The organism is uncultured Paraglaciecola sp. (genome assembly GCF_963977085.1).
GTDB lineage: Bacteria > Pseudomonadota > Gammaproteobacteria > Enterobacterales > Alteromonadaceae > Paraglaciecola.
The window spans coordinates 36,622-61,635 of record NZ_CAXBNC010000021.1; the positions used below are offsets into that span (position 1 = coordinate 36,622).

The 25,014-nt window shown below is 39.1% G+C and carries 21 protein-coding genes; 17 read left to right on the forward strand and 4 right to left on the reverse strand.

The window, feature by feature from the left end; all coding sequences use genetic code 11:
- The first annotated feature begins 192 nt into the window (after window positions 1-192).
- From AAC000_RS19060 to rlmM, 12 genes are all read left to right on the forward strand, one after another.
- Window positions 193-1,101 (forward strand): transcriptional regulator GcvA, encoded by a 909-nt coding sequence (locus AAC000_RS19060; RefSeq protein WP_339724996.1) that lies wholly within the window; start codon window positions 193-195, stop codon window positions 1,099-1,101.
- On the forward strand, window positions 1,082-1,702 hold the full coding sequence (locus AAC000_RS19065) for an alpha/beta family hydrolase (protein WP_339724998.1): 621 nt from the start codon (window positions 1,082-1,084) through the stop codon (window positions 1,700-1,702). Before AAC000_RS19060 ends, AAC000_RS19065 begins: the two co-directional genes overlap by 20 nt.
- Window positions 1,703-1,908: 206 nt before the next feature.
- The gene (locus tag AAC000_RS19070) at window positions 1,909-3,105 is read left to right on the forward strand and encodes a capsular biosynthesis protein (protein ID WP_339724999.1); all 1,197 of its coding nucleotides are present in this window, start codon (window positions 1,909-1,911) and stop codon (window positions 3,103-3,105) included.
- A gap of 131 nt (window positions 3,106-3,236) precedes the next feature.
- Complete coding sequence (locus AAC000_RS19075) at window positions 3,237-4,277, forward strand: KpsF/GutQ family sugar-phosphate isomerase (RefSeq protein WP_339725000.1); 1,041 nt, start codon at window positions 3,237-3,239, stop codon at window positions 4,275-4,277.
- Window positions 4,277-5,083 (forward strand): ABC transporter permease, encoded by an 807-nt coding sequence (locus tag AAC000_RS19080; RefSeq protein ID WP_339725001.1) that lies wholly within the window; start codon window positions 4,277-4,279, stop codon window positions 5,081-5,083. The genes AAC000_RS19075 and AAC000_RS19080 overlap by 1 nt, the downstream gene beginning before the upstream one ends.
- Window positions 5,083-5,751, forward strand: coding sequence for an ABC transporter ATP-binding protein (locus tag AAC000_RS19085; RefSeq protein ID WP_339725003.1), 669 nt, complete (start codon window positions 5,083-5,085; stop codon window positions 5,749-5,751). The genes AAC000_RS19080 and AAC000_RS19085 overlap by 1 nt, the downstream gene beginning before the upstream one ends.
- The gene (locus AAC000_RS19090) at window positions 5,738-6,937 is read left to right on the forward strand and encodes a lipopolysaccharide biosynthesis protein (RefSeq protein WP_339725005.1); all 1,200 of its coding nucleotides are present in this window, start codon (window positions 5,738-5,740) and stop codon (window positions 6,935-6,937) included. Before AAC000_RS19085 ends, AAC000_RS19090 begins: the two co-directional genes overlap by 14 nt.
- Entirely contained in the window at window positions 6,934-8,556 is a 1,623-nt protein-coding gene (locus tag AAC000_RS19095; protein WP_339725006.1) for a polysaccharide biosynthesis/export family protein, read from the forward strand. The genes AAC000_RS19090 and AAC000_RS19095 overlap by 4 nt, the downstream gene beginning before the upstream one ends.
- Window positions 8,557-8,571: 15 nt before the next feature.
- Complete coding sequence (locus AAC000_RS19100) at window positions 8,572-10,794, forward strand: glycosyltransferase (protein ID WP_339725007.1); 2,223 nt, start codon at window positions 8,572-8,574, stop codon at window positions 10,792-10,794.
- Window positions 10,795-10,997: 203 nt separating this feature from the next.
- Entirely contained in the window at window positions 10,998-13,007 is a 2,010-nt protein-coding gene (locus AAC000_RS19105; protein WP_339725008.1) for a capsular polysaccharide biosynthesis protein, read from the forward strand.
- Window positions 13,008-13,363: 356 nt separating this feature from the next.
- The gene (locus AAC000_RS19110) at window positions 13,364-13,735 is read left to right on the forward strand and encodes a DUF423 domain-containing protein (protein ID WP_339725011.1); all 372 of its coding nucleotides are present in this window, start codon (window positions 13,364-13,366) and stop codon (window positions 13,733-13,735) included.
- A gap of 3 nt (window positions 13,736-13,738) precedes the next feature.
- Window positions 13,739-14,815 carry a 23S rRNA (cytidine(2498)-2'-O)-methyltransferase RlmM gene (gene rlmM / locus AAC000_RS19115; protein ID WP_339725014.1) on the forward strand — a complete coding sequence of 359 codons (1,077 nt, stop codon included), beginning with the start codon at window positions 13,739-13,741 and terminating at the stop codon, window positions 14,813-14,815.
- A gap of 67 nt (window positions 14,816-14,882) precedes the next feature.
- Here the strand turns inward: rlmM and bamE are convergent, their stop codons facing one another.
- From bamE to nadK, 3 genes are all read right to left on the reverse strand, one after another.
- A complete protein-coding gene (gene bamE / locus AAC000_RS19120) occupies window positions 14,883-15,239 on the reverse strand; it encodes an outer membrane protein assembly factor BamE (RefSeq protein ID WP_339725017.1) in 357 nt (118 codons plus the stop codon).
- Window positions 15,240-15,355: 116 nt separating this feature from the next.
- Window positions 15,356-17,029, reverse strand: a complete 1,674-nt coding sequence (recN, locus tag AAC000_RS19125) for a DNA repair protein RecN (RefSeq protein ID WP_339725019.1) — start codon at window positions 17,027-17,029, stop codon at window positions 15,356-15,358.
- 115 nt (window positions 17,030-17,144) lie between these two features.
- On the reverse strand, window positions 17,145-18,020 hold the full coding sequence (gene nadK / locus AAC000_RS19130) for an NAD(+) kinase (protein ID WP_339725021.1): 876 nt from the start codon (window positions 18,018-18,020) through the stop codon (window positions 17,145-17,147).
- A gap of 152 nt (window positions 18,021-18,172) precedes the next feature.
- Here nadK and nagZ point away from each other — a divergent pair, with 152 nt between their 5' ends.
- The 5 genes from nagZ (at window position 18,173) to AAC000_RS19155 (ending at window position 23,978) form a co-directional block, all read left to right on the forward strand.
- A complete protein-coding gene (nagZ, locus tag AAC000_RS19135) occupies window positions 18,173-19,186 on the forward strand; it encodes a beta-N-acetylhexosaminidase (RefSeq protein ID WP_339725022.1) in 1,014 nt (337 codons plus the stop codon).
- Window positions 19,176-20,603 (forward strand): SLC13 family permease, encoded by a 1,428-nt coding sequence (locus AAC000_RS19140; RefSeq protein ID WP_339725023.1) that lies wholly within the window; start codon window positions 19,176-19,178, stop codon window positions 20,601-20,603. The genes nagZ and AAC000_RS19140 overlap by 11 nt, the downstream gene beginning before the upstream one ends.
- 423 nt (window positions 20,604-21,026) lie before the next feature.
- Entirely contained in the window at window positions 21,027-21,683 is a 657-nt protein-coding gene (locus tag AAC000_RS19145; protein ID WP_339725024.1) for a sulfotransferase family 2 domain-containing protein, read from the forward strand.
- 279 nt (window positions 21,684-21,962) lie between these two features.
- The gene (locus AAC000_RS19150) at window positions 21,963-22,781 is read left to right on the forward strand and encodes a sulfite exporter TauE/SafE family protein (protein WP_339725027.1); all 819 of its coding nucleotides are present in this window, start codon (window positions 21,963-21,965) and stop codon (window positions 22,779-22,781) included.
- A 30-nt stretch (window positions 22,782-22,811) separates the two neighbouring features.
- Window positions 22,812-23,978 carry a histidinol-phosphate transaminase gene (locus tag AAC000_RS19155; protein WP_339725029.1) on the forward strand — a complete coding sequence of 389 codons (1,167 nt, stop codon included), beginning with the start codon at window positions 22,812-22,814 and terminating at the stop codon, window positions 23,976-23,978.
- 24 nt (window positions 23,979-24,002) lie between these two features.
- Here AAC000_RS19155 and AAC000_RS19160 read toward each other — a convergent pair whose 3' ends face one another.
- Window positions 24,003-24,950: a LysR family transcriptional regulator gene (locus AAC000_RS19160; RefSeq protein WP_339725030.1), complete on the reverse strand. Its 948-nt coding sequence runs from the start codon at window positions 24,948-24,950 to the stop codon at window positions 24,003-24,005.
- Between the last annotated feature and the right edge of the window lie 64 nt (window positions 24,951-25,014).

Here is a 25,014-nt window from a genome sequence, read left to right on the forward strand (position 1 = left end):
AGTAATAATTTTGTCATATTTTGTTAATCTGCTTTGTGATGTTTATTTATTGTTTTAAAACAATAAATATTTACCACTGAGTGAATTCTATACGTTTCTATTTATCTAATAAAATGACATTTTGTATGGTTGTGGATTAGAAAAACTAATGCTTTAATGGGCGCTACTAGATAATTAATCGACTCTTTGCCCATGAATCGCAGATTACCACCTCTGAACTCCCTAAAAGCCTTTGAAGTGGCGGCCCGGCACCTCAGTTTTACCCGTGCAGCAGATGAACTCTTTGTGACTCAAGCTGCAGTCAGTCATCAAATAAAAGCATTAGAAGAGTTTTTATCCATGAAACTTTTTGTGCGAAAAAACCGAGCATTATTTCTGACAGAAGAAGGCCAGAGTTATTACCTTGACTTAAAAGAGGTGTTTCAGTCTCTTAATGACGCAACTGAGCGTCTCGTCGCAAAGGGTGGGAAGGGTGCGCTTACTGTGGCTTTGCAAACCAGTTTTGCGATCCAATGGTTAGTACCTAGGATCAGCAAATTTAGTCAGTTGAATCCAGATATTGATTTGCGTATCAAGGCTGTCGATGGAGATGAGGGCTTTCTTACTGATGATGTGGATGTCGCAATCTATTTTGGGAAGGGAAAATGGTCTGGGTTAGCAGCTGATAAGTTACATACTGAATATTTGACTCCAATGTGCTCGCCAATGTTGTTTCAAGGTGATAAACCTTTAGTGAAGTTAGATGATCTAAGTCGGCATACGTTATTGCATGATTCCTCAAGAGACGCTTGGCAAGAGTGGATTCGGCATTTTAATGTTTTAGGTGTCAACGTTAATCATGGCCCTATTTTTAGCCATTCTTTGTTAGTCCAGCAAGTGGCAGCATTAGGTCAAGGGATCGCTTTAGGTTATAGCTTCTTAGCAAGACCAGAAATTGAAGCAGGGCGGTTAATCTGCCCATTTGAAGAAAAACTTATTACTAAAAATGCCTATTATTTAGTCTGTCATCAGTCTCAGGCAGATTTAGGTAAAATTACAGCTTTTAGAGAATGGCTATTGGCACAAGTGAAAGAAGAACAAGATGATCAAGACTTTGAATAATGAAAGTAAAAACCCAATGGCTACTTTTGTTTTTGCCCATGGTGCCGGTGCCGGGCAAAACAGTGAATTTATGCAACTAATGGCAGAAGGGATCAGTCAACATAATATCAAGGTACTGCGCTTTAATTTTGCCTACATGCAATTGGCAGAAGAATTGGGTAAGAGGCGGCCACCCGACAGAGCTGATAAATTACTTGCTCACTTTAAAACAGTACTCAGTGAAGTTGACCATAGTTTACCCCTCTTTATTGGTGGTAAGTCTATGGGGGGCAGAATGGCGAGTATGTTGCTCCAAGAGTCTATTGCACTAGGTTGTATTTGTATGGGGTATCCGTTTCACCCACCGGGTAAGCCGGAAAAATTGCGTACTGAACATTTAGAGGTCATTAATAAGCCCGTTTTAATATTGCAGGGAGAAAGAGACACTTTTGGTACGCGAGAAGAAGTCGCTACTTATAAATTGTCTGAAAAGGTTCAGCTAAGTTATTTAGCCGATGGCGATCACAGTTTTAAACCCCGTAAATCTTCTGGGTTTACTATTGATGGTCATCTAAATCAAGCCATTACTCAGACTGCTGAATTTATTAAGTCGCATATCTGAAATGGGCTGGCACTACTAGTTTAACCTTTAATAAGCCCAACAAAATTTTCACCATGCCTTTGCCATTCACTTTTCGTAATGAGTCTTTGAATTGTACGTTTTTTAATAGGTTCAGTTACATTTTGTAGTAGGTTTAATTACATTTTGTAATAGTTTTAATTATAGGGAGGTTTAAGATCCTTTTTTCCAGTGACCATGGGTTTAAGATGCACAAAAATATACTATTTTTACAAGGACCAGTAGGCTCGTTTTTCAGACAACTCGCAGACTTCATGGCAAAACAGAATAATGTAACTACCTATCAAATTACGTTTAATGGTGGTGACGAAATTTTTTCTAGAAATAAACGCACCACAGCCTACTTAGAAAAACCAAAAGATTGGTCTGAGTTTTTGAAAGCCTATGTATTCAAACATAATATTACGGATATTGTCGTGTTTGGCGATTGCAGGTTTTATCATCGGGTTGCTAAGAGCATTGCGTCAGAGCAAGGTTTGGATCTGTGGGCATTCGAAGAAGGGTATTTGCGTCCTTCGTTTATTACCCTTGAACAAGAAGGTGTCAATAGTAATTCATTGTTTTCTATGGAACTATTTGAAAAATTTAATAGCTCCGGACTATCTATTTCAGATAGCGAAAACATGACACGAAAAAATTCATTTTGCTTTATGTCAGTGAATGCATTCATTTATTATTTATTTAAACTTATCTATTCGTATAAATATAAACATTATATTCATCATAGACCATGGTTATTTACTGAAGAGGTGTTTAGTTGGGTTAGATCTGGGATAAGAAGAATCATGTACACACCCAACGATTATAAGTTATCAAAATCAATTAAAAATAGTCTGTCTAAACAATATTTTCTTGTGCCGTTACAAGTGAGTGTGGATAGCCAAATTTTATTTCATTCGCCTTTTGGTTCTGTTGAGGAGTTTATAAGTACCGTAATTGAATCCTTTGCAAAAAATGCTGCAAAAGACGATTTTCTAATCTTTAAACATCATCCAATGGATAGAGGTTTTAATAATTACCAAAGGTTCATAAAGAAACTTTGTTATGCATATGATCTTAATCAACGCGTATTTTATTGTCATGATGCTCATTTACCTTCTTTGTTAAAACATGCAAAGGGGACTATTACAGTTAACAGTACAGTGGGTATCTCATCACTTCATCACGGCACCCCAACTAAAGTTTTAGGTAACGCAATATATAATATTGAAGGTATGACAAGTCAAAAAGAGCTACACGAGTTTTGGAAAGTATCTTGTCAACCTTGCGAGCATATATTTTCAAAATTCACGCGGTTTCTGAAAGAAAATAATCAAATACCAGGGAGTTTCTACATGAAGCCAACAAATACCTTCGTGGCCATTTCAAAAATTATTTTAAGTTAATCAGAATGAAATTTATGTTTTTCCTTAACAAGTCCGAAACCTCTTTAGTGCATGCATTAAACCTGTGGTTTATTTGAATATTTACTTGCAGACAATTCTTATATTGACAAAAATTATTAGGGAAAATGGCTATGGGTGAAAATTCAGTAAAGGTACAGACTGCAATAAAGGTTGTTAAACCATTTATGCATCCGACTAAATTGCATGGAGGTGTTGATAAAAATAAGTTAAAGGCAGCGATTGAGAAAAGTAAAGAGTCAATCGTAACCCAAAGCCTACAAATCAAGAATATGGCGCAGCACTGCGAACAGAGCTTGGAGCAGGCATTGTGTTTGATTGCTGCTAGCACAGGGCGGATAATTATTTCTGGTATGGGCAAGTCAGGACACATAGGTCGTAAGATTGCAGCGACTATGGCATCAACAGGTACACCCTCTTTTTTCGTACATCCTGCAGAAGCCTTTCATGGCGATTTGGGTATGATTCAGCCAAGTGACGTAGTGGTGTTGATATCCAACACTGGTGAGACTGACGAAATTTTAAAGCTCATCCCATCTTTACAGAATTTTGGCAATAAAATAATTGCCATAACGGGTAATACACGAAGTAGCTTATCAAAAAATTCAGACGTTATATTAAATGTAAAAGTAGATCGTGAAATTTGTCCAAATAATTTGGCTCCTACGTCCTCTACCACTGCAACTTTAGTAATGGGTGATGCCTTAGCCATAGGCTTAATCCATCTTAGGGATTTTAAACCCCATCATTTTGCCCTTTACCACCCTGGCGGAAGTTTAGGTAAACGCTTGTTAACCCAAGTTAAAGATGTAATGCATATTACTGATTTACCTATAGTTACAATGAACCAGTCAATGCATGACGTGATATTAGCTATGACAAGCTCTACGTTAGGTTTAGCTATAGTAGAAAACAATGGTGCTCTACAAGGGATTATTACTGATGGCGATTTGCGTCGCTCTTTAGTTCAATACCTTGATTTTAAAACCCTTACTGCCCAAGACATAATGACCATAATCCCTATTACCATCTCTCAGGAGCAGCGATTAATAGAGGCGGAACAGATGATGCGCGACAACCACATTAAAAGTGTGATAGTGGTTGATGAAGTCAATAGGCACAAAGTAGTCGGTGTATTGGAGTATTTTCAGTAATGCAAAACTCCTCTGAAATGATACATGGAATACCCCGCAGAAACGCCTTTAAAATAATGTGTGATACGGTACATGCACTACTCATGCGCGAGGTGAAAGCTCGCTTTGGTTCTTCAAAGTTAGGGTATTTTTGGGTCATAGCGGAGCCTTTAGCACAAGCAGCTGTATTAGGATTACTTTTTACTCTAATCGGACGTAATAGTTTTGCCAATGTACCAGTTGCTTTGTTTTTGTTTACGGGCATATTACCGTTTAAACTGTTTTCAAAATTGTTATCTCAACTTTCAGTGGGAATTGCCTCTAATAAAGCGCTATTTGCATACAGGCAAGTCGCGCCCATCGATCCCGTTATTACTCGATTTGTCATTGAAATCGCCACTTATGCGATAGTATATCTAGTGATCATGGCTGCTTTGGCATGGTTAGGTTTTGATGTTGTACCAGATCAGTTATTACCGTTTTTTATGGCTAATGGATTGCTTATTATTATCAGCTTTGGTTTAGGTTTAGCCTTGTGTGCAGCTGTGCAAGAATGGGAAGACACACCTAAACTTTTGGCCATGGTGCTGACTCCGATGTTTTACCTGTCGGGCGTGTTTTTTGCAGCAACAATGATCCCAGCTCAATATTGGTACCTGCTCACCTGGAACCCAATATTTCATATTATTGAACTCAGTCGTGACGCCTATTTTGTTTCTTACACCACTCCTGTCGGTGATTGGCGGTATGTAATGCTTTGTGCCTTAGTTTTACTATTTTTAGGACTAGGTTTGTATCGTATCAACAGGGTGAGGTTTTCGGCCTGATGATCACTTTTAAACAACTCAGTAAATATTACCCCACTAAACAAGGGCGCCGACATGTCTTCAAAGATATAAATTTAAGTCTACCAATGGATAAAAGTATAGGGGTGTTAGGCCCCAATGGCGCAGGTAAATCAACCTTGATTAAAATATTGGGCGGTGCCGATTACCCATCAAGAGGTAAAGTAGTCAGTCCTCTTAAAATAAGTTGGCCTTTAGGTTTGCGCGGTGGATTACAGGGCTCAATGAGTGGCCGTGAAAATGTACGTTTTGTCGCCCGTATTCATGGTTTCACCAATACCAAAGTGGTTGAAGAAAAGGTAAGCCAATTTGCAGAAATTGGTATTTATTTTGACGAGCCAGTTAAAACCTACTCTAGTGGTATGCGCGCCAGAGTGGCTTTCGGTTTAACCATGGCCTTCGATTTTGATTTTGACGTGTTATTAGTAGATGAGCTAACTGCTGTCGGAGATACAAATTTTAAGAAGAAAAGTGAAAAGGTGCTTAAAGACAAATATGAAAATACTAAAGTGATCATGGTTAACCATTCAGCCAATGAACTTAAAAAATACTGCCAAGCGGGTTTGTTAATAAAAGACCAAAATTTACATTATTTTGATGAAATAGACCACGCGATACAAGAGTACCAGTCCTGCTATGTCACACATTAATAAACCGCTTTCGAATACCCAGCGTAAATTACGAAAGTTGAAAACGCAGCCTTTGTTATTTGTCAAAGATTCGCAAACCTACCTAAAAACGATAAAAACTGCGTATGCCACTTGGGCTCGTTTTGGTTCATTTTTATTGGTTTTGCTAACTTCACTATTAGTGGTTGTTTATTACAGTTTAATTGCGTCGCCTCGTTATGTGAGTCAAGCAATATTTGTGGTCGAACAGGCCAATGAACAAAAAGTGACCTTAGGTGGGTTAGCGTCTTTAGGGTCGACGTCACTAAGCAGTAAAGATGCCTATATCCTTATCGCTTTTATTGAATCCCGTGAATTAGCAGAAAGACTCGATTCAAAATTACAATTACAAAAGCATTATGCATTAACAGAATGGGATTGGTTTAGTCGGCTAACTCAAAACGCTACAACCGAAGAATATTTGGCATATTATCAAGCACACACAACAGTAAGTTATGACGAGCTAGCAGGCATTTTAACCTTAGAAGTACAAACATTTTCCCCCGAATATTCACAACGAATAGCGCAACAAATTTTAGTGGAAAGTGAAGCGTTCATAAATGAACTTGGGGTCAAAATGGTAAACAACCAAATGGATTACGCCAAGCTTGAAGTGTCTCGGGCCCACGCAATATTTTTAAAACAGCAAACTGCTTTAGTGTTGTTTCAAGATACCAATAAATTATTTAATCCAGAGCAACAGAGTGGCGCTTTGGTACAAGTGATTAACCAACTTGAATCATCGTTAGTAATTTTAGAGTCTGAACTTAAAGTCTTGTTGAGTTTTATGCATAAGAACGCGCCCGAGGTAGTGACAAAACAAAATAATATTCACGCTTTAAAAGCCCAGTTATTAGAAGAGCAAGCTCGTTTAACGACTGGTGATGCGAGTTCACTAAACAAAATCAACTCTGCCTATCAAGAAGTAAAACTTAATACTGAATTAGCTTTACAACTCTACAAAAATGCCTTGGCAGGGTTAGAGTCAACTAGAGTGGAAGCTTATCAAAAACTCAAACATTTATTGATAATTCAGTCGGCCAAAATTGCCGATGAAGCCAGCTACCCTAAACGGCTGTACAGCATATTTACTTGGTTTATTAGTTTACTGATCATGTATTTGTTAGCAAAACTTGTTATGGCGATCATTAAGGAGCATGCCGAATGAAACTGGTTTATACGGGGATCTTACTGGCACTTGTGTTGTCCAGTTTTGCCCAGGTGGCCAAATCAGCCGTAGCCTTAGCTCAAGAAGCAGAGGTGCAGCCTAATGCACTGTCCCAAATAAAGCCTAACAATTCCTATGGGGATTGGTTATTTAAAGGTAATTTTAATAAAGTGGGTTTTAGTGGTTTTAATCCCGACTACCATCTGTCTATAGGAGACAAAGTGCTAGTGCAGTTATGGGGGGCGTTAGACTACCAAGGCGAACTAGTAGTGGATGTGCATGGCAATATTTTTATTCCCAAGGTGGGGCCAGTATTAGTTAAAGGCGTTAAGAATAGCCAATTAAACGATGTGGTTAAAAAGTCAATAAAACGGGTATATAAATCTAATGTCGAGGTGTACGCCAACTTAGCCACTAGCGAACAAGTAAAAGTATTTGTGTCTGGCACAGTATCAAAGCCAGGACTATACCAGGGTCATAGCGCCGACAGTATATTAACCTTCATTGATCAAGCAGGTGGTATTCGATCAGATATTGGAAGTTACCGCAATATCCAAATAAAACGCAATAACAAAGTATTAAACACATTCGATTTATATGGGTTTTTAACTCAGGGGAAATTGCTCAATACCCAGTTTCAAGACGGTGACTTAATCTTTGTCGCGCCCAAATTGGCCGAAGTTAATATAGAAGGCCAAGTAGGCTTTACTGGTAAATATGAACTTAAACAGGGAGTTAACTTTTTAGAAGATATTTTGAAGTCGGTGGCGATAGAAGAAAAAGCGACCCATGTGACTTTGGTGACACCTATAGGGAGAGAAGTCGTTGCAAGTCAATATAGCGTTAGCGATCTGGCTAACGTGGAAGTACAGCCGGGCACTTTAATTAAAGTGAGCTCACAACTTCGAGCTAAAAGTATTAGCGTAACGGTAATGGGCGAACACAACTCCCAGCAAGAGTTGGTGTTGCCTTGGGGGGCAACGTTAACACAATTAACCGAACAGATAATTTTTACACCACTTTCGAATAGACAAGCCATGCAGTTATTTCGCCCAGCAGTAGCGGAGCGTCAAAAAGCGATGTTATTGGAGTCACTTACCGCATTAGAGCAAAGTGTACTTACAGCGCGCTCACAAACTAATGAAGCTGCGCAGCTGCGCAGTAAAGAAGCAGAAACCATATTAACCTGGATAGACAAGGCTAAAAAAGTACAGCCCAATGGGCAAGTGTTGTTATCCCATCTCAACTCTAGTCACCCCATCTATTTGCAGCAAGGCGATAAAGTGGTGATCCCCGCAAAACGAAATATTGTAATGGTGCATGGCGAAGTCTTATTTCCTACTGCTATCGCCTACCAAACAGGTTTGTCAGCAAAAGACTTTATCGAACAAGCAGGCGGCGCAATGCTAGATATGGATGATGTCAATGTATTAGTCATGAAACCTAATGGCAGTGTAATAACAGTGAATAAAAAACTCAGTAAACACAAAGTAATAACAGCAGGAGATGAAATTTTTGTATTGGCTAAACCGGATGAAAAGTCCTTTCAGCTGACCAAAGATATCACCCAAGTGATGTATCAAATTGCGGCCAGTGCGGCTGTGATTTTGGCAATTTAGAGGTGGGTTAGATAGATGGAAAATGTAAACGGTTATGAATTGCTCTCAGTAATAATTCCGGTAAGGGTAAGTTCAGACCGTGAATACGTCTTATCGAATTTAAAAAGGCAATTAGCTGAAGCTAATGGCGTTAAGTTAGTTAATTTTCTGGTTGTTGACTCAGGAAGCAATGAACATTATTCAAAGATAATAAAAAGCATTTGCAAAAGCCACAACGTAACATATTTGTTCCACGATACCAGGGGAGAGACCCTTGCTATAGGTGCAGCCCGAGATTTTGGTGCTCAATATGCAATGTCAGATATAGTCATGTTTATGGATGTCGATTTAGTCTGGGATAGCACTTTTTATGAAAAAGTAGTTGATGAAATTAGACTAAGAAAAATGACTGAGTATATTAATTCATTTTTCCTTGTTCCTTGCTTTTATCTTAGTGAAAACGGCAGCACTGAGTTTCTAGAAATAGATAGAAAACTCGCTTTTTTTCAGGTTAGGCGTTGGCATGAATATCAGACGTTTGGAAAAATCGATTCTTATGCGCCATCAACGTCAGTAGCCGTTGTTAATAGAGCTCATTATTTGACTTTGGGTGGGCACAGAAAAGAGTTTTATGGTCATGGGTGCGAAGACTTTGAACTGATACATCGATTAGCCGCCAATTTTCCTAAGTTCTCAAGGCCTAAAAATTATTATTTGAACAAGGGGAATTATGAATCAATAGAATATGAGGGTTTCAGAACGTTATTTGGATTATACGGCGAGATAGCGATGCGATCTTCACTGTTCTTAATTCATATATGGCACCCTAGACCAAATAAAGGTGCCTACCATGGAAGTATGCACAGAAATAAAAAGCTACTTACTGATTTAATGATGAAGTATGACCAAGATAAAATTGGACCTTCACCTTTAGCTGACCTTAATTTAAAAAAGAAAACCTTAATACTTGGAGTAAAAGGTGATCAATCATGGCTCTCTATTAGACAGATTCTTCCTTACCTAGGAGAGGTGGAATATAGAAGTGAGTTCACGTTTAATTCAACCGAAGAGTTCAAAAACTTTCTTGTGGGAAACAATATTGTAAGGTTGTTCTTCTGGAACCCATATGGAAATGAAACAAGGCTACAGCTATACAAATGGGCCAAAAATTCAAATTTTCCATTTATCGTGTTTGAAAGAGGCGCATTGCCAGATTCTTGGTTTATCGATGAAACAGGATTTAATGCGGACAGTTCCAAATACCACCATCAAAATTGGCAACACATCCAAGGTGATGTTTTGGATGAAACCAGTTTCTATATAGATAACTTGATTGAGTGCGGCAATACATTGGAAGCGAATGGCGCTAGATTAGGCAAGGAATTGTTAAGAGAAAATTTAGATAAACAATATCGAATAGGTAACAAAAAAGTATTGTTTATTCCTTTTCAACGCCCCAGTGATACGGTCATTAAATACTTCTCTGGCGATATAGGTGGTTATGCACAATTTTGTGAGCTGGTTACAAATGTACAGCGCAAGCTTGATCCTAACGAATGGGTTGTTTTAGCAAAAAAACACCCACTTGAGACTCAGCGACCTATTGTTGGTTCTGAGGTAATATTTGTTGAGGATGACACGCATATATACGATTTATTATCGTTAGCAGACAAAACCCTATTGATGAACTCAGGTGTCGGTGTTTTAGCTATGTTGTTCAAAACTCCAGTTTGCTATGTTTCGGATAGTTTTTACGGTATCGAAGGTGTCAATAAAAAAGCATCAAATTTAGATGAAGTCATGACTTTTATAAATGAACCTCAAAGCGTCGATTGGCAAAAAGTTCTGCAATTCGTTGCATACTTGAAAAACGATTTTTATTCGTTTGCTAGTGCTTCTACTTATCTAAGAAAAGAAGATGATGGATCTTTGCGTTCTATTACAGAAAAATTGAATTTCACAGAGATTAAGCAATTAACTAGTAGCCCATTGTTTTTTCAATATGACTTCACAGAAGTACCTTGGAACTCAAAAGCCTATGGTGAATTTCTGCCAAGTGTCATACACACTTTAAAAAATAAGAATACCTCAAGTGTTAATCAAACTGACGGCAATCATGGGGCATCTCAATCAGTTATTACTAACAAAAAAATAAAAGATAACTCTCTTAAATCACGCTCATTTAAACAAAGATTAGAGAGAAAGAGTCTGAAGTTGATCAGAGAGCCTCTCAATTTTTTTAGAGATGCTATCCGTTAGGGGGAATGATAAGAGTAAAAATCTGGCATTAATCGATACAAAGGGTTGTACCCGTTTATTAGGTATTGCGTTTTTTAAAATTCTCTTTTGATAAAGGAAGTGGTTGTTTGAACGCCTTTTTTTGATGTATGCCAAATAATATTAATCATTGCCATTAAAGCGCGTTTACTGACCAAACTTAATTTAAAAGAATATCTATATTTATGACCATTTTAACTGCATCTAAAGGAATCATTAAACGTAAGGCTTTAGTGGAACATTGTTTAAATCAAAAGTTGTCTTTGCTTTCTTCTCGCGTTATCTATTCTTCAGATGATGTGGTTGTTGGTTGGGGCTTGAAGGCTAATACCCAAAAGACAAAAAAAATAGCAAACACTCATAACCTGAAGTATTTGCATCTTGAAGATGGATTTATTGGTTATATTGGTCATCCAGCTCGTAAAGGGCAAGCTGTTGCATTAATCGCAGATGGGGTAGGGGTTTATTACGATGCCCGAAAACCTTGCTTATTAGAGTCTTATATTGGGGAAACATTAAGCAATAATGAACTTGTTCGCACACAAAAGCTTATTCAGCAGATTGTTGATATTGGGGCCACTAAATACAACTGTTATAAATCTGTTGAATTACCTTCTGCTTTAGCTAAAAAGTTATCCTCTGATAAACGTCCGTGTATTTTAATTGTTGATCAAGTTGCTGGGGATTTATCTATTGCAGGTGCAATGGCTAATCAGAACAGCTTTATCAACATGCTTACCCACGCCGAAAAAAATCATCCGAATGCACGCTTATTATTACGTACTCACCCTGATACCCGTTTAGGCAAAAAGATCGGCGTGTTAGCGCAGCTAAGAACGAAATTAGTTTTACCGCAATTGGAAATAATAGATGAAGATTGTCATCCTCATGCGTTAATTAAAGCTGTAGATGCGGTTTATACTGTATCTTCGCAAATGGGCTTTGAAGCGTTGTTTTATAATAAGCCTGTTTATTGCTTTGGTTTGCCTTTTTATGCGGGGTGGGGTTTAACACATGATGTTTTATCTTGTGAACGCCGAGGTAAAACGACATTTGAACAATTAGTACATGCAGCCTTAATCAAATACACAAAATATTATGATCCGATTATGCAGCAAGCTTGTGACCTTGAAAGTATACTCGCACTCATTCAACTCCAGTATAAAGAAGGCGAACTTTATAGCAGGTTATTTTTAGTCGGATTTTCTTTATGGAAACGCGCGTTTATGCGACATTTTTGTCGGCATTTGTCTCCCAAACTTGTTTTTGTTAATAAACTTCCAGCTAGCCTCGCCAGCGACGAAAAAATATTGGTATGGGGGGCTAAGTATCCTGAGTTAACTGATTGTATTCGCGTTGAAGATGGCTTTATTCGTTCTAGTGGTTTGGGAGCCAATTTATCTCAGCCTTCTTCTTTGTCCTTTGATAAGCAGGGGATCTATTTTGACAGCCGTTCTCCTTCTGACCTAGAAACCATGTTACATAACGCTTCTTTGACCGAGGCAAATATCAGTAGGGCTGAGTCCTTAATTCAGCTTATTCGCCGCTCGGGTGTGAGTAAATACAATGTGGGTGAAGCCGGAAATTTTGAAATAGATGTAGAAAATAAAGTAGTTATTTTAGTGATAGGGCAAGTAGATGGTGATGCATCAATAACTACAGGTAGCCCCTATATTAAAAGTAATGAAGCACTATTAAATGCAGTGCGCAAGGCCAACCCCAAATCACATATTATTTATAAACCTCACCCTGACGTAGTATCTGGAAATCGCGAGGGTATTGTTTCAACAGAGTGTTTGCAAAGCTGTGTTGACATGATAGTGACTGACTTGCCGTTGACAAGTTTGTATTCAAAAATAGATGAGTTGCACACAATGACATCATTGAGTGGCTTTGAGGCCTTAATTCATGATGTACAAGTTCACACATGGGGTCAGCCTTTTTATGCCGGTTGGGGTTTAACAACTGATCGTTATCCACCCAGTAGAAGGGAAACTCAACGGTCCTTAATAGAACTTGTCCATGTGGTATTAATTGATTACCCGCTTTACATTGATTGGCAAACGGGGTTTTGGATTAGCCCTGAAATGTTAATTTCAAAATTAAGTAATATCAAAAATGACAGAATTAAAAAACAATCATTTATTTCTCGGAGTGTTTTAAAGCTTAAGTGTTTTTTTGAGATTTTTCGTTAGCCACTGCAAATTCTTTTGTGTTCATCTGCCTATCTTTTTCAATAGAGTCATTTATGTTAAGCAATTAGTTGGACAAGAGTGCGATATTTTAATTGCACTTACAGGCTGAAACTGAATTCGAATTATCTTAAGGTTAAAGTATATCGATAGGATTAGGCAAGCCTTACTATAATCATGATTAGTTGTTAAACGCTTCAAAGAGAAAAAGTCGTAATTTGCAAACAGCTAACAAGTACAAATCAATAAACCCCTTAATTGATAACCAACAGTTGTTGGTTTTTGTTATGATCAAGACTTATGTATTTACCAACAAAGTGTTTGTTGGTTCCTAACCTAATTCATGAGCATATTTCTTTATGAAAATCCTATTAAGTATTGCAGCATTCAGTGCCATGCTGTCAGTTGTGTTGGGCGCGTTTGCTGCCCACGGCCTTAAAAGTAAGTTATCTGAAACACTACTCAATACCTTTCAAACCGGTGTGCAGTATCAAATGTACCACAGCCTTGCCTTGATTTTACTGGTTATTTTGTATCGTCAAATGCCGCAACCTTTATTGGTTTACAGCGCAGGTTTTATGATTGCGGGTATTGTTTTGTTTAGCGGTAGTTTGTATCTGTTGGCGCTTACCCAAGTTAAATGGTTTGGTCCGATAACCCCTCTAGGTGGCCTATGTTTTATTGTTGGTTGGGCGCTGTTGCTTGCAGCAGCCTTAAAAGGAGGGAGTTAGACTATGAGCGGATTATTGTTATATTGCCGTAGTGGTTTTGAAAACGATGTGGCCAATGAAGTCCAAGATAAGGCAGCTCAATTAGAGGTGTTTGGCTATTCGCAAACCAAAGCGAACAGTGGTTTTGTGTTGTTTAATTGTTATCAACAAGAACATGCTGAAGTGTTAGCTAACAAACTAAAATTCAACCATTTAATTTTTGCTCGGCAACAGTTTGCTTGTCAACACGTGCTTGAAGATATGGATGTGTCAGACCGAATTGGCCCACTTTTAACTGCTTGTGAAGACTTCCCATTATGTGGCGAGTTACGCGTTGAATATGCCGATACGACTGATGGCAGAGAGCTGTCAAAGTTGTGTCGGAAAATTAGCGTCCCTTTAAGACAAGCTTTGCGTAAAAAGAGTAAGTTAACTAACAAAGACAACAGCAAAAAACCTGTATTACATGTGTTTTTTACTAAAACAGATAAGGCCTATATTGGTTATTCATTTACACATAATAATTCATCCTTACCTTTAGGAATTTTACGATTGAAATTCCCTCATGATGCTCCCAGTCGTTCAACTTTGAAATTGGATGAAGCCTTTCAGACTTTTATTCCTAAGGAAGAACATGACGAACGTCTGCAAGGTGGTTTGTATGCTGTAGATTTGGGGGCTTGCCCCGGTGGATGGACTTATCAACTCGTACAACGAGGCATGTTTGTGCAGGCTGTTGATAACGGAGCTATGGATGAGGCGTTAATGGAAACGGGGCAGGTGACCTATTGCCCAGAAGATGGGTTTAAATTTCAGCCCAAGAAAAATAATATCTATTGGCTAGTTTGCGACATGATTGAACAGCCGCAGCGTGTAGCCAAACTCATGGCAAGCTGGGTAGCTGATGGCCGTTGTAAGGAAGCCATGTTTAATCTTAAATTACCTATGAAAAAGCGTTATGAGTCTGTGCAAGGTGCATTAGCCATTATTGAAGAAGTGATGCAAGCACAGCAAGTTGCAAAGTATCAATTACAGGCAAAACACCTTTACCACAATAGGGAAGAGGTCACTGTGCATCTAAGATTAGCTCAAAAAGCCTAAAATCTTCCGGTTAGGGTAATCGGAAGATTTTAGATGGTGTGACTTGACTTAACTTAAGGTCAGATAACTATTGATCTAGTGGGGTATTAAAGTCTTCAGATAACTCAAAATCACCTGTCACTTCAGCAATTTTATCATCCACAAATTTAATGGTGAGTTCTTTACGGAAGTCTTCTCCGCGCTGTTTCATGCCTCGCTTCATTTGGTACAAATAATACCAAGTATCGTGATCAAAGGCGTCTTCTAAAACAGGTTTACCTAGCACATATACAACCTGTTCTTTGGTCATTTCGATCCTAAGCTTTTTAACGTCTTTGTCGTCCAAAAAGTTGCCCTGAGGGATATCAATTCGGAAAATCCAATCAGCGCAGGCTGATAACATCATGGTGGCGGTTAATATAACCAGTAAATTCTTAAACTTCATTGTTACTCAATATCTCGGCATGTAAAAAAGCAAAAACGGATAAGTGAGAGAGTAACTCACACTTATTTGGCGAAGCATCCTAACCCAGCCGCATTAGCGCAATCAATGCCTAATTGTTATGAATTACTGAATTGTAACAATTCTTTGGCATTTGCTAAAGCAGACTCGGTAAGAGTGTCTCCTGCTAATAGACGTGCCAACTCTTCAATTCGTTCACTTTCTTGTAAACAAATCATATGAGTTTCTGTGGTTTTCTTGTCACTGAACTTAGTCACAAACATTTGATTGTGGGCTCTGGCTGCAACTTGGGGTAGGTGAGTGACACAAATTACTTGGGCACTTTCACCTAGCTTACGCAGCAATTGCCCAACTACAGAGGCCGTAGATCCACTGATACCACTGTCAACCTCATCAAAGATCATAGTGGCAATATCATTATTGCTAGAGCTGATCACTTGTATGGCTAAACCAATACGGGACAATTCACCCCCAGATACCACTTTTTCAAGATTATCTAGTGCTTGGCCTCTATTGGTCGACACAACAAATTGCACTGTATCTAAACCCAATTTGTTAGGACTACCTTGGGTTTGATGTGTCACATCAATTTTAAATACCGCATCCGCCATGTTCATATGGTGAATATGCCGTTCCACTTCTTTAGCAAAAGTCTTGGCGGCTTTTTTCCTAGAAACGCTGAGTTTATCTGCTGCTTGATGATATTGTTGTTCAAGTGCACATAACTGCACTTTTAATTCTTCTAAGAGTGAATCATCTTTGAGTAATTCACTAAATTCAGTGGCGAGTTGTTGATGGAATTCATATAAGGCCTCGGGCTGAACATTATGTTTTCTGGATAAATCTAAGGCTTGTGAGTACCTTGCTTCGACGTTTTGCATACGCATAGGATCAATTTCCAGCTGTTCGGTATAGGCCCTTAACTCGCTGGCCGCCTCGTCAATTTGAATGCTGGCCTCGGTCAACATAGTCACAATGGGTGCCAGACTTGGATCATGCTCTTGTAATTCAGTTAGGCGATCGACGCTACTTTGTACCGCTGATAAGGCATTAAATTCTTCCGCTTCGTAAAGTTGATGGAAGCTAATTTGGCTCTGTTCTAGCAAGGTTTGACTATGACTGAGTTTTTTATGTTCTATTTCTAGGGCAACAAACTCACCCTCTGCCAAGGCAAATTCATCTAACTCTTGGATCTGATAGGACAACAACTGGCTACGATCTGCCCGCAGTTGTTGGCCTTGTAACAAGTTTTGATAATGTTGTTGCTGGACTCTTAGGGTATGATAAGACTCGGCCACTTTACTGAGTAACGTGGGATGTTCGGCGTATTGATCCAGCAAATGGCGCTGATTATCACTCTTTAGTATCTGTTGATGGGCGTGTTGCCCATGAATGCTCAGTAAAAATTGCCCTAAGCTTTTTAATTGCTGTAAGGGGACAGGCGTGCCATTAATAAACGCTTTTGAGCGCCCCTCAGAAGATATAACTCGTCTAATCAGTACTTCATCATCATCTGACAATTCATGTTCTTCCAGCCACTTTAGAGCGCCTGGAAGCTGTTTGACATTAAAACCTGCACTTACTTCAGCTTTGTCGGCTCCTGTGCGCACCATGCCACTGTCTGCTCTTTCGCCTAAACATAAACCTAAGGCGTCCACTGATATCGACTTACCCGCTCCGGTTTCGCCGGTAATGGCTGTCATACCTAAGCCAAAATCAACGTCTAATGTTTTTACAACGGCGAAATTACGAATGGATAGATGGGTAAGCATTTTTAAATTCTCAACAAAGACATACAAAAGCATGTTTATATATACAGTAACTGTAAATATAAACATGCTTTTGCTTAGTGTCTAGTCATCTCTTTAAAAAAAAAGAAGAGAATGACTAGTAAAGTTTACTACCCCATCCAAGTTTTGTACGTAACACATTGAAATAGTTATAATCTTTGGGATGTATTAAAGACAATTTAGCAGGGTTTTTGCAGATAATTATTTCGTCACCAGGTAATACTGTGAGTACTATGTGGCTGTCGCAACTGACTTGTAAGTTATCAGTGTTTTCTGGGGATACCTTCAATTTAACAGTACTGTTGGCATCTACTACTATGGGACGGCTACTTAAAGTGTGTGGAAACATAGGCACTAAAGTTAATGCATCTAAATTAGGTGTCAGAATTGGCCCTCCTCCGGATAACGAATAGGCTGTAGATCCAGTGGGTGTGGCCACAATGAGCCCATCAGAACGTTGACTGAATACAAAATTATCATCCAGATACACTTCAAATTCCATCATATGGGCTACTTTGCCGTGGTGAATAACCACCTCATTGACGGCTGAATCTTTACTTTGAATTTTTCCCTCTCGATACACTTCGACTTCAAGCAAGAAGCGTTGCTCTCTGTTGTAGTCACCCTCAAAGATACTATCGAGTTGAGGTTCAAAATCGTCGGGGTTAATGTCCGTTAAAAAACCTAAGTTTCCTCGGTTTATCCCAACTACAGCAACGTTGAACTCCGCTAGTATTCTGGCTGCACCCAGCATATTCCCATCACCACCTACCACTATGGCTAAGTCCGCTTCCTTACCAATTTCTCTAATATCTGCGGATTCAAAACCATTTGAATCTAGTTCTTTTGCGGTTTTGGATTCAACTAAAACCCGACAACCACGTTTCGTCAAATAGACAATTAATGCCTTAAGACTTAAATTTGCACCTTGATGTGCCTGTTTGCCGATTAATCCTACGGTTTTAAACTTCATTGAAAACAACATAAATTACGATTTGCCAGAGTATAACCATGGGAGAGTTTGAAAGTCATATTTTTCGTTTGGAATATTGCTTGGTTCCTATAGTATGTCCATTAAATTTGTAAACCACTAAAAAGAAGAGCACTAATTTAATGGGGCCATTGATGTTAGATGTGTCAGGTTTTGAACTGACCCACGAAGAGATAGATATACTCGATCACCCTTTAGTTGGCGGGCTTATTTTATTCAGTCGCAACTATCACGATCAAAAACAGCTTTCTGACCTAGTCAGACACATTAGAAGTGTTACGCGTAACGAGTTGGTTATTGCGACAGACCACGAGGGGGGCAGGGTGCAGCGTTTTCGCGAGGGTTTCAGTAAAATTCCTGCAATGGGAAGTATCAGCCAAAATGCTAACGAAACCCCTTATCAATCAGGCTATTTAAGCGAACAATTCGGTTGGTTGATGGCTGCTGAGCTGCTTGCTTTTGATATTGATATTAGCTTTGCTCCGGTGTTAGATATTCATGGTGTATCCGAAGTCATTGGGGACAGGAGCTTTCACCAGAAACCAGAAATAATTGTGCAACTAGCCAGTGAATTTATCAAAGGTATGCACCGAGCTGGGATGGCTGCCACAGGCAAACATTTCCCTGGGCATGGCAATGTTCTCGAGGATTCTCATATCGCCATGCCAGTAGATAAACGCAGTAAAGAAGACATATTTGCAATAGATATGGCTATTTTTAACGCTATACATCAGCAAGGTTTATTGGATGCTGTGATGCCTGCCCATGTTATTTATCCTGATGTAGACGATTTACCTGCCGGTTTTTCTAAAAAGTGGATCAAACACATATTGAGACAAGAATTAGAATTTGACGGTGTGGTATTTTCTGATGATTTGTCTATGCAGGGTGCTGTGCAAATGGGCAACATTGTTGAACGGGCTGAATTGGCCATAGAGGCAGGTTGTGACATGGTATTAGTGTGCAACGATCCAAAAGGAACAGCCAAAGTGATAGATGGCTTACCAGCCAACATGACGTTGCAAAAGGGCAGTTTAGAAAGAATAAAACGCCTCAGAAAAGCCACATCTTTGAATCTTTCTCAGTTAAAAATGACCAAGGATTACCAAGTGGCTAGCAGAGTATTAGATCAATTCTATGCAATCTAATAACAAATTAATATTGCTCTCTGGCATCAGCGCAATAGTGATGTATTGTGGGCTGTTGGCTATAGGGCAACCACACTTAATTGCCGCTACGGCTTCCATCACTTTGTTTACTGCTATGTTGTGGGTCACTGAAGCGCTGCCTATTCCTGTTACCTCACTTATTCCTTTTTTTGGCTTTCCTATGGCTGGCGTGTTGAGTCATAAAGAATCGGCTTCTGCTTTGGGGAGTCACGTTATTTTGCTGTTAATGGGCGCATTTATGCTGTCAAAGGCATTAGAGAAGTCCAATGTGCACAGTCGCTTAGCGTTTTATTTAGTGAATATTACAGGTGGAAAAAGTGCCAAGAGACTGGTGTTGGGGTTTATGTTAACCGCTGCCATTTTAAGTATGTGGATCTCTAATTCTGCCACTACCTTAATGTTATTGCCGATTACTTTGGCGGTGTTGCAACATGTAAAAGACCCGAAATTAACCATAGCTATGTTACTGGGTATTGCTTATGCGGCCAGTTTGGGTGGAGTGGGTACTCCAGTAGGTACACCGCCGAATATTATTTTTATGAGTGTTTATCTCGAAACTCAAGGTAAAGAAATTAGTTTTCTCGAATGGATGAAAACCGGTGTTCCAATTGTTGTGATCGGCATTCCAGTCATGGCTTGGTGGTTAACTCGAAATCTAGAAAATACCCAAGAGTATAATTTACCGAAATCCGGCCCTTGGCAGCCAGCTGAAAAGCGTGTGTTAGTGACGTTTTTAATGGTCGCCTTAGCGTGGATGTTTAGACCTTATTGGACTCAATGGTTAAACATGCCCAGCATTGGCGATAGCAGCATTGCTTTGGCGGGAGTCGTGTTGATGTTTTTGATCCCAAACGGTAATAAAGTTGAAGGCAAAGTCCCTTCAGTCAAAAACAGCAAGTTTGGAGAAGTGGATATTAAAGCCAAATCTGACAAATTACTTGATTGGGAAACGGCCGTTTCTATACCTTGGGGGATGTTGTTGTTATTCGCTGGGGGCATTTGTATCGCCAAGGCCTTTTCTGCGTCTGGTTTAAGTGCCCTGATGGGAGATGGGTTAACAGGGCTGTCGAGCTTACCCGTTCCCTTATTAATATTGGCCATCTGTTTATTCGTAACTTTTCTAACGGAAATTACCTCAAATACCGCCACCGCCACCTTGTTAATGCCGATATTGGCCGCAGCAGGAGTCGCAGCAGGCGTTGACCCTGCACTAATGATGATGCCCGCTGCCATCAGTGCTAGCTGCGCCTTTATGTTGCCTGTTGCAACCGCCCCCAATGCCATAGTGTATGGCATGGATAAATTTAGTATTAAAATTATGGCCAGAGAAGGTGTTATGTTGAATATATTTTTGGCTTGTATCATCACTTTAGTGAGTTACTTTTCCTTATCTTAACCTTTCGCTGTCAGTAGACTCAATCTGTAAAACACTGCCCATTTTAGGTTTTGGCTATTCAAGTTGCATCATTATTGTGCAGGCGCCCACTAGTTTAGTGCTTACCTTAGTTACCACTTCGTTTTTTTCACATGTAATGGTGCGTAAGCAATGCTGGCATTAATTCTGCAGCGTCCAACGCAATTGTCATAAAAGAATAATGAGTACCGCGAAGGCATTAATTATTCACAGTTAATTTGCCATTGTTGAAAAACAGGTTTGATTTCATTTAGGGTGAGAATTTCTGTCATTTTTGATTTCTTAAGTTTATGGGAACTCATTTGATCAAGGGAAGTCCTAACTTGGGCTCAATTACTTCTATGGTCTTTAGATCGTTGTAAATAAGGCAAACCTTTTTTCGTATATTTAGTTTTGGATCATAAAATGCTGCTTAATCATCGTTACAATTTTTTATATGTACATATTGCAAAAACGGGAGGATCAAGTATTCGAGCTGTATTGAATAGACTTCGTTGGCAAGACCCAATGTACTATTTAATGTTTCCTTGTCATAAAATTAGTAATATGTGTGGGCATACAACAGCCTCAAAACTTCCGCGCCATGCGGGGGTGATTGCCGCTAAAGAAATGTTGCCTAATGCGTTTTTTAACCAGTTGTATAAGTTTGCTTTTGTGCGTAACCCCTGGGACTTACAAGTGTCTTCTTACCATCATATTCAACGTGAAAGACCAGAATTACTTGAGAATATCGCTGATTTTAATGAATTCATTACCTATAAATTTGACCCAGCAAGACCCTACATTTTTCACTTCGACATAGCGACTAAATTACAAAGTGAACACTTAATTGATTTAAATGGAGAAATCATAGTGGATTTTGTAGGACGTTATGAATCTCTTCATGACGACTTTAGTACGATTAAAAATGAACTAGGGTTAAAAGATTTTTCTATTCCTCATAAGCGTAAGGCTAAAGACCGTAAAAAAGATTACAGGGAATATTATAATCAAGCTTCTGTTGATGCGGTTTCTAAGCATTATAAGCAGGATATTCAGTTACTTAATTATTCCTTTGAATAAAAAATACTGAAGTAGTCATTCCTTAATATAGTCATTAAACTTTGCTCTCATTTGATTGCCACAGTTAGTGTTTTTTTATTTGCTAATATGGTAATAACATATTCTTTTTTGCATCAACTTCGCGCACTAAACATCCAGTTTAGTGCAAGCATTATCGAGATATTCAGCTCTTCCCCCATAAATACTGGCTTATAGAGGCTGGCATTAAATCTGCTAAGTAGACTTCGTACAGCAAATTCTTCTGTATTCCCATTTATTGATATTTCACATAGGGGTGTTATGGAAGTTGAATTGTTGTGGTTTGTAGGCACGTTATGTTTAGCGGGAGCAATTGCAGGTATTACTGCCGGATTGTTTGGAAATGGTGGTGGGTTTGTAGTAGTACCTGCTTTATTAGCTGTTTTTCCTTTTTTTAGTGAGTCGTCAGGAGAACTTATTAAGGTAGCTATTGGCACGTCTTTAGCGTCAATAGTTGTCTCAAGTGCACGTTCTGTTCAGGCCCATAGTAAAAAGAATGCCGTTGATTTTGCAATATTGAAAGATTGGTCTGTTTGGTTAGTGGTTGGTGTGTTAATCGGATTATATATTGCTGCTCATACTAGTCCAGAAAGTCTGATTATTGTGTTTGCAACAGGCGTGTTGTTGTATTCGATATATTTCTTGTTTCCGAGGCTATTTAAAGGATCGTCAAATACATTAACTATGCCTCAAGGTCCCTATAAAGCTGGATTAGCTTCTTTTTTGGGTGGGTTTTCAGCGCTTCTAGGAATTGGCGGTGGAACCATAACAGTGATGACTATGGTGATTTGTAATCGCAGTGTTCATCAAGCAATAGCAACAGCTGCTGGTGTGGGTTTTATTATTGGTTTACCTGGAGCAATTGGATTTTTGCTTATGGGTCACAACGTCACCAACCTTCCGTATGGAACTGTTGGTTACATCAATATTCCGGCGCTTATTGCCATAAGTGCAGGTTCAATTCTAACAGCACCTATAGGTGCTAAATGGGCACATAGCTTGAATGAGGTCAGTCTAAAACGCATGTTTGGGCTGTACTTAGTCATAGTGTCGATTTCTATGTACTACAAAGCATTTTAATTCAATTAGAAACAACTAAAGGGCGACAACATGACTGACAGTGTAAGTAGAAGATTATTTTTAAGGGGAACAATAGCTACAGCTTCCGCTGTGGCTGCAGGTGGTTTAGTTTCTTTATCAGGTAACGCGTTAGCTGCGCATCATAAGGCTCCCGTTGTGCATTATGGTCCAATTTCTAGCGTTGCAAAACTTAACGCTAATGAAAATCCCTATGGTCCAAGCCCAGGTGCCATTAAAGCGATGATGGAAGCGAGCGCTAAAGGAGCGTATTACGCTGCTGAGCCCTATCAAGTGTTGACAGATATGATTGCCGAGAAAAATGGTTTGAGTAAAACCCAAGTCTTGCTGAGCTCTGGTTCAAGTGGTGTGTTGTCTTATGCGGCTATTGCGGCGTCAACAAAAGGTAAAATACTGGGGCCAGATCTGTTTTGGGATACTACAGCTAAAGCACCACAAAAAATGGGTGGAGATAAAATTAAGCGGATAGCTAAAACCGCCGACTTGAGTATTGATTTAGATGCGTTGTATGCGGCCATTGATGATGATGTTGCTATGGTTCATGTCACTAACCCAAATAATCCTACAGGAAGTTTATTAGATGCTGCAAAGTTAAGAGCTTTTTGTATAAAAGCGGCTAAGAAAACATTGGTGTTGGTTGATGAAGCCTATAACGAGGTTACAGATATGCCGGAAAAAAACTCCATGGTGTCTTTGGTACGTGAAGGCCATAACGTTATAGTCGCTAGAACATTTTCTAAGATATATGGTCTTGCTGGTATGCGAGTAGGCTACATGATGGCATCGGAGGAAAATACCAGCAATATTAATCGCTATGGTTTAGGTGGTTATGCCATGAATCAGGCAGGCTTGGCCGCTGCAATTGCCAGTTACAATGACGAAGCGTTTTTAAAAATGTCTAAGTCCAAGATCATCGAAGGCCGTGAAATGGTTTTAGAGGCTGTTAAAGCCAATGGATTAATCGCACTGCCTTCGGCTACTAATTTTGTTTTTGTGGATTTAGGTCAAGGTAATGCAGAAATTTTCAGACAAAAAATGGCTGAGCAGAATGTGTTAATCCGTGGTATCTACCGGGATTATACCAATTGGTCACGAGTCAGTATGGGCTTGATCCCAGACGTGCAAAAATATGTGGATGCACTACCAAAGGCATTAGAGCAAACATTAGCCTTATCTTAAAAGCCTTAACATAGGATGTATGGCTTAAAAGAGTAATTCTCCTCTCCAATTGCCCAAGGAATGGGCATCTTTGGTTAGTTCAAATAGTATTTTACTGACAATTTGTTTGACATTGCTAGTGGGGTGTTTAGCGTTATTTACCAGTAACACTTCTCGGCTCAGCTTAGGTTGAGTGATACACAGGGAGTTGATTTGTTTTGTTTTCTCTAGGTGGAATACTGCAGATGACGGCAAGATCATCAGACCTAATCCATCTGTGACATAACGTAAATTAGTCATCAATAATCCAAAGTTTTGTTTATTCCAGATCCTAACGCCCGTTTGCGTTTCATAACGATTTAGCATTTGCACAAGAGGATCACTTTGATGGGGTAAAATGATTTCAAATGCCGCTAGATCTTTGAATTCAATTTCGTCTTGTTGAGCCAGTTGAGCATATCCTTGTTGATTTGATTCAGTGCCGACCACCAAATAAATATTCTCCTTAATCATAGGGGAGCTACAAAAATTTTTATCTGAAAAAGTGTTTTCATAAGTGATAGCTAAATCAATTTGGCCTTCGCTAAGGCATTGATTAAGAAAATCTGTGGTGCCGTAATGCAGTGTGAGTTCTACATTTGGATATTTTTTCTGAATGGCTTGTGTTAGTGGGATTGCCAATACATTACAAACAGCTTGTGCCATGCCAATGGATATTTGTCCTGATGGATTTGCTTCAGTTTCGACAATTTCACTCTTAGCCATGCCCATCTGATGAACAATAGATTTTGCTCTTAAGTAGAATTTCTCCCCACATGTAGTCAGCCTTACTCCCCTAAAATCCCGTTCGAACAATTTCACTGCCAATTCGTGTTCTAAACTAGAAATTTGCTGACTTATAGCAGGTTGCGCAATATCTAATTCTTTTGCCGCACCAGTAATACTGCCTTTATCAGCGGTTTTTAAAAAGTATTTAAGTTGTTTGCTATTCATTCAGTAAAAAAACCTGACGTTCGAGCAGTGCCACATAGTTGTGCAATCGAGCTATTAATGCGCA